The organism is Massilia sp. 2TAF26, from assembly GCF_052115005.1.
Lineage (GTDB): Bacteria > Pseudomonadota > Gammaproteobacteria > Burkholderiales > Burkholderiaceae_D > Telluria.
Map to the genome: position 1 here is coordinate 125,437 of NZ_JBFRFV010000016.1, position 6,177 is coordinate 131,613.

The 6,177-nt window shown below is 69.1% G+C and carries 5 protein-coding genes; 4 read left to right on the forward strand and 1 reads right to left on the reverse strand.

Translation table 11 applies throughout. The features are described from left to right. Positions 1–79 precede the first annotated feature (79 nt). The 4 genes from AB4Z32_RS17405 (at position 80) to AB4Z32_RS17420 (ending at position 5,109) form a co-directional block, all read left to right on the forward strand. Positions 80–1,102, forward strand: coding sequence for an NADP-dependent oxidoreductase (locus AB4Z32_RS17405; RefSeq protein WP_442123113.1), 1,023 nt, complete (start codon positions 80–82; stop codon positions 1,100–1,102). A gap of 118 nt (positions 1,103–1,220) precedes the next feature. Beyond that, positions 1,221–1,553, forward strand: a complete 333-nt coding sequence (locus AB4Z32_RS17410) for a KGG domain-containing protein (RefSeq protein WP_442123114.1) — start codon at positions 1,221–1,223, stop codon at positions 1,551–1,553. A gap of 183 nt (positions 1,554–1,736) precedes the next feature. After that, the gene (locus AB4Z32_RS17415) at positions 1,737–2,255 is read left to right on the forward strand and encodes a M48 metallopeptidase family protein (protein WP_442123115.1); all 519 of its coding nucleotides are present in this window, start codon (positions 1,737–1,739) and stop codon (positions 2,253–2,255) included. A 169-nt stretch (positions 2,256–2,424) separates the two neighbouring features. Then, positions 2,425–5,109, forward strand: coding sequence for a PAS domain-containing protein (locus AB4Z32_RS17420; protein ID WP_442123116.1), 2,685 nt, complete (start codon positions 2,425–2,427; stop codon positions 5,107–5,109). Between the two features lie 15 nt (positions 5,110–5,124). On the opposite strand, the gene AB4Z32_RS17425 is transcribed toward AB4Z32_RS17420, so the two are convergent. Then, positions 5,125–6,177: PepSY-associated TM helix domain-containing protein (locus tag AB4Z32_RS17425; RefSeq protein WP_442123117.1), on the reverse strand; the 1,053-nt coding region annotated here is incomplete at its 5' end.

Consider the following 6,177-nt stretch of genomic DNA (forward strand, 5'->3'; position numbering starts at 1 on the left):
GCAGGATGAGCATGTACGCGACATTCGCACCTCGTTCCGCTATAGTTGACAAGCCAACATGTCAAACAAGGAGACCCCCATGTCCACCCAAACCAACCAGCAATTCCGCCTGGCCTCCCGCCCCGTCGGCATGCCGACCGCGGAGAACTGGCAGCTCACCGAAGAAGCCCTGGCGCCGCTGGAAGACGGCCAGGTGCGCGTGAAGGTGCTGTACCTGTCGCTCGATCCGGCCATGCGCGGCTGGATGAACGAAGGGAAGTCGTATATCCGCCCGGTGGCGATCGGCGAGGTGATGCGCGCCGGCGCGGTGGGCGTGGTGACGGAATCGCGTTCGCCGCGCTTCAAAGCGGGCGACCACGTCAGCGGCCCCTTCGGCGTGCAGCGCTTCTGGACCGGCCAAGCCGACGACCAGGGCGGCCTGGCGAAGATCGACCCCGGCCTGGCGCCGCTGCCGGCCTGGCTGAACGTGCTCGGCATGCCGGGCATGACCGCCTACTTCGGCCTGCTCGACATCGGCCAGCCGAAAGCCGGCGAGACGGTGCTGGTATCGGCCGCCGCCGGCGCGGTCGGGGCCACGGTCGGGCAGATCGCGAAACACCTGGGCTGCCGCGTGGTGGGCATCGCCGGCGGCGCCGACAAATGCCGCTTCGTGGTCGAGGAACTCGGCTTCGACGCCTGCATCGACTACAAGGAGGGGCCGATCGGCCCGGGCCTGAAGCAGCATTGCCCGGACGGCGTGGACGTCTATTTCGACAACGTCGGCGGCGAGATCCTGGACGCCGTCCTTACCCGCATCAACCTGAAGGCGCGGATCGTGATCTGCGGCGCGATCTCGCAGTACAACAACACCACGCCCGTGCGCGGCCCGGCGAATTACCTGTCGCTGCTGGTGAACCGCGCGCGCATGGAGGGCATGGTGGTGTTCGATTTCTCCCCGCGCTATCCTGAAGGTGTGGCCTGCCTGGCCCAATGGCTGCGGGAGGGCAGCGTCAAGCACCGCGAGCACGTGGTCGACGGCCTCGAGAACTTCCCGGCCGCGCTCTTGATGCTGTTCGAAGGGAAGAACTTCGGAAAACTGGTGCTGAAGATCGCCGACGCCTGAAACGCGCCATTGCCGTCGCCATCGGCCGGAACTATTGCCTCCCCCGCCTCTCTAAACGCACGAGCGCATCCGTGACGCTCGGGTTTGATTGTTCACCGACAGGCACAAGGAGATCGATATGGCGACAAGCAAGGACGGCGGCAAGAGCGCGAGCTCGGGCGGCAACGAGCAGAAAAGCCAGCCTGCCAAGCGCGGTTTCGCTGCGATGGACCAGAACCAGCAGCGCCAAATCGCCAGCAAGGGCGGCCAGGCCGCCCACCAGAAGGGAACGGCGCACGAGTTCGACTCGGAGGAAGCGCGCCGCGCAGGTCAGAAAGGCGGGGAAGTGGTCAGCCGCAACCGCGCCCACATGGCCGACATCGGCCGCAAGGGCGGAGAAAGCCGGCAATCGGCCAACCGCGCCGCGGCCGCCGCCAAGGGAGGCAACCGCCAGGGCGGCAAGGCGGAATAAGATAAGGAAAGCGGCATCGCCAGGCTCCTTACCTGACCAGGGAATGATTGCATCCGTCGCGCCGCCGGCATCGGGCGCGGCGACTCCCTTTACCGGTTGATCTTCACCGGCCCCATTCTTCAACGATCACGCCAAGCGGCTGAGCACTCCGGCTGTCTCATCCTGTGCTAGAGTGCGTAGCCCATGTCCGACCCGAATACCCTTAAATACCTCAAGGCCTATCCCGCCCACCTGCTCGACCAGGTCCACCGCCTGCTGGCCGAGGGCCGCCTGGGCGAGCACCTGTTGCGTCGCTATCCGCAAGCCCACGCGGTACGCACCGACAAGGCCCTCTACGGCTATGTGCAGGACCTGAAGGATGAATACCTGCGCAACGCCGAACCGGTCGCCAAGGTCGGCTTCGACAGCAAGATCGGCATCGTCCAGCAAGCCCTCGGCCTGCACACCGCCATCTCCCGCGTCCAGGGCAGCAAGCTGAAAGCCAAGCACGAGATCCGCATCGGCAGCGTGTTCCGCGATGCGCCGCCCGAGTTCCTGCGCATGATCGTCGTGCACGAACTGGCCCACCTGAAGGAAAAGCAGCACGACAAGGCCTTCTACAAGCTGTGCTGCTGGATGGAACCGGATTACCACCAGTTCGAATTCGACCTGCGCCTCTACCTGACCCAGCTGGAGCTGGGCGGCGAGCGGCTGTGGGGGTAATGCCGAAAGGTCAAGGCTGGCGCGCAACACTCCGCCATGAGTATCTACGCGGAAATAGTTTCCATGCGGAACGCATGATAGGATGTGCTCATCGGTTGCCCCCGTCCCCGGCGCCGATGACGTCCCGGCCCCTACCCCGCCGTTGTCCATCCGGATTCCTGGAGCGGCCATGCCCCACCCGATCACTTCTTCCGAACAAGACCGACTCAACGCACTCGATTCGCTGCATGTCCTCGACACGCCGGCGGAGCAGCGTTTCGACCGTTTCACGCGACTGGCCGCAATGACCTTCGGGGTCCCGGCAGCGGCGATCTCGCTGGTCGACGGCACCCGCCAGTGGTTCAAGGCGCGCTGCGGCATCGAGGCCTCCGAGACGCCGCGCGCGGTCGCCTTCTGCAGCCATACGGTGACCCTGGACGAGATGCTGGTGATCGAAGATGCAGCCGCCGATCCGCGCTTCGCCGCCAATCCCATGGTGACCGGGGCGCCGCACATCCGCTTCTACGCCAGCCAGCCCCTGCATAGCAACGGCCAGCCGGTCGGCACCCTGTGCATTGCCGACTCGGCGCCGCGCGTGTTTACGGAAGAGCAGCGCCAGGCCTTGCGCGACCTCGCCGAGCTGGCCGAGGCCGAGCTGAACCATGTGAAGACCGTCACCGCCCGCCTGATGGCCGAGCAGGCCCAGAAGGCGCTGAACACCCAGCTCGAGCAGCGGGTGGCCGAGCGCACCGCCGAACTCGAAGGCAAGCTGGCCGAACTGTCGCAGGAGATCGCCCACCGCAAGGCGGTCGAGGTTTCGCTGCAGCACAGCGAGGACTGGAACCGCACCATCGTCGCCGCCTCCTGGAGCGGCTTCGTCGGGGCCGATGCCGAAGGCCGCGTCATCGAATGGAATGCCTCGGCCGAACGGATCTTCGGCTGGCCCCGCGCCGAGGCCCTCGGCCGCAGCCTGTCCGAGCTGCTGGTGCCGCCCCCGCTGCGCGCACTGCACGACGCCGGCATGCGGCGCTGGCACGCCACCGGCGAAGCCGCCATGCTGGACCGTAAGCTCGAACTGCCGGCGCTGACCGCGAGCGGCCGCCAGATCATGATCGAGATGACCATCAGCAGCTACGAGTGGAAGGGCAAGCGCTGCGTCGGCGCCTTCATCAACGACATCTCGGAACGCATCCGCACCCGCCAGCAGCTTGAGGAAAAGCAGGAACTGGTGGACGCCGTGCTGGAATCGATCGACGTCGGCGTGGTGCTGTGCGACGCGGTCGGCAACCTGGCGTTGTTCAACCGCGCGGCGCGCGGCATCCTCGGACGCGACATGAAGGCCATCGCGCCGGCCGAGTGGGCGCAACACTACGCGCTGTGCCATGCCGACGGCCGCACCCCGCTGGCGATGGACGAGGTGCCGCTGGCGCGCGCCCTGACCGGCGAGACGGTGCGCGACGAGGCCGTCGTCATCGCGCGCACGGACGGTCCGCCGCACACCGTGCTGGTCAGCGGCCGGCCGCTGCGCAGCGCCTCCGGCCGTCCGCTGGGCGCGGTGGTGGTGATGAAGGACGTCACCGAAGCGAATGCCTCGCGCGCGCAGCTCGAAACCAACGAGCGCCGCCTGCGCGCCATCACCGAGAACCTGCCGGCCATGATCGGCAAGCTGAACGCGGCCGGCGAGTTCGTCTTCCTGAACGATTACGCGCTCAAGATGTACGGCAAGCGCGCCGACGAGCTGCTCGGGCGCCACGTGTCCAGCGCCTACCGTCCCGAGGACTACGCGCGACTGGTCCCCTGGATCGAACGGGTGGCGGCCGGCGAGCGGGTTTTCTTCGAATTCGTGTCCGGCAGCGACGCCCGGGCCCAGCATTTCCAGTGCTGCCTGGTCCCCCAGCGTACCGCGGGCGGGCAGCCGGACGGCTTCTACGCGATGGCCTTCGACATCACCGAGCGCAAGACCAGCGAGCTGCGCCTGGCCGAGAGCGAGGAGAGGCTGCGCACCATCACCGACAACGTGCCGGTGCTGATCGCCCACCTCGACAGCGAGCGCCGCTACGTGTTCGCCAACGCCGTGCACCAGTCCTGGCTGGGCAAGCCCGCCGGCGAGATCCTCGGCAAGACCATGGAAGAAGCCTTCGGCGCCGACTACCTCGCGCCCCAGGCGGCGGCGCTGGAACAGGCCTGGCGCGGCCAGGCCTCGCAGTGCGAGCACGAGATCGTGCGCAAGAAGCAGATGCGGATCGCCCACACGACCTTCCTGCCGCAGCTGCGCGACGGTGCCGTGACCGGCGTCTACGTGCTGACCACGGACGCCACCGCCTCGCGCATGCACGAGCGCAGCCTGCACGCGCTGGCCCATACCGACACCCTGACCGGCCTGCCGAACCGGCGCCGCTTCCAGGCCGCCCTGCAGGATGCGGAGCGCGCGCCCCGGCCGGGCCGCGGCACCGCCCTGCTCTACCTGGACGTCGACCACTTCAAGCAGATCAACGACCGCTATGGCCATGCCGTCGGCGACGCCGTGCTGGTGGAGTTCGCGCGCCGCCTGGGCGGCGCAGTGCGCAGCTCCGACCTGGTCTCGCGCCTGGCCGGCGACGAATTCACGGTGCTGCTGAACGAGGTGGCCGGCGAGGCCGACGTCGAACTGGTGGCCCGCAAGATCCTCACGGCGATGCGCGCCCCCTTCGAAGTGGGCACGCTGATCCTGCAGGTCGGCACCTCGATCGGGGCGGCGCTGGCGGAACAGCCGGAGCTGTCGCCGAGCCGCCTGCTCGACGCCGCCGACCGCGCCCTGTATACCGCCAAGGAAGCCGGGCGCGGCACCTATGCGATGCTGCGCCTCGGCCACAGCCAGGTCCCGGCCCACGCCTGAAGCGGCTCGGACGGCTCAGGCGGCGGCCAGTCCTTCCCGCCGGCGGCGCCAGGCCAGCGCCGCTTCCAGTGCCGCCAGCCCGGCCGCGCTCAGGGCCAGCAGCGGCATCAGCGCGCACAGGCCGATCGCGAGCGCGACGGCGGCAGGGGACGCCGAGCGCCAGGCGCCCGGCAGCAGTGCCGGCAGGCCGGCCAGGCCGGCGCGGCGCCGCTTGAAGAACATCGCCCAGCCCGACACCAGCGAGAACAGCACCCCGGCCGCGAACACGCACAGCAGCACCTGGTTCCAGATGCCCAGCTCGCCGCGGTGGAAGGGGATGCCGACCGTGGTGGCCTTGCCGAAGGCCGTCTGCCGGTCCCAGCCCGCGTAGTACAGCGCCTGGCCGTCATAGCCGTTCAGCACCAGGTCGAAACGGCTGGCCGGATGGCGCCTGTCGGCCGAGGCCACGCGCCAGACCCCATGCGGGCCGCGCGGCGGCATCAAGGACGGCGTCACGCCCGGCACCAGGGCGCGGCTACGGTCCCAGGCCTGCTGGAAATTCATCTGCGGCCGGTCCTGGGGCATCGAATGCAGGCGCTCCGGCACCCGCGGCCCGGCCTGTCCGGCCCAGTCGCGCAGGGTCCGCACGTTGTCGCCGGCGTATTTGCTCCAGGTGAGGCCGGTCAGGACCATCGCCAGGCTCAGCACGCTCAGCAGGGTGCCGAGGAAGGCATGCCACTGGCGCCAGCCGGCGCGCCCGCGCGCCGAGGCACGCGGCAGGCCCGGCTGGCCGGGTCGCGGCCACCACAGGACCACGCCGGTCAGCAGCATCACCAGCATCCAGCTGGCCGCCAGTTCGATCATCCAGCGCAGCGACTCGCCCTGCAGCAGGCGCGAATGCAGGCCCCGCGCCCATTCACTGAAGCGGTCCTGGTCGCGCTGGCTGCCGAGCACCGTGGCACGGTAGGGGTCGACGAACACGGTGACGCGGTCGCTGCTTTGTCCCCCCCTCCGCCCCGGCCGCGCGCCCGCCGGCGCCGGAGCGGCTGCCGCTGCCGCCGCTGCCGCTCCGGCCGGCTGGCCGTGGCC

Excerpts from the sequence above, each read along its gene's own strand:
- AB4Z32_RS17420 (WP_442123116.1), top strand. The coding sequence starts at position 2,425 with ATGCCCCACCCGATCACTTCTTCCGAACAAGACCGACTCAACGCACTC.
- AB4Z32_RS17405 (WP_442123113.1), top strand. The coding sequence starts at position 80 with ATGTCCACCCAAACCAACCAGCAATTCCGCCTGGCCTCCCGCCCCGTC.
- AB4Z32_RS17415 (WP_442123115.1), top strand. The coding sequence starts at position 1,737 with ATGTCCGACCCGAATACCCTTAAATACCTCAAGGCCTATCCCGCCCAC.
- AB4Z32_RS17410 (WP_442123114.1), top strand. The coding sequence starts at position 1,221 with ATGGCGACAAGCAAGGACGGCGGCAAGAGCGCGAGCTCGGGCGGCAAC.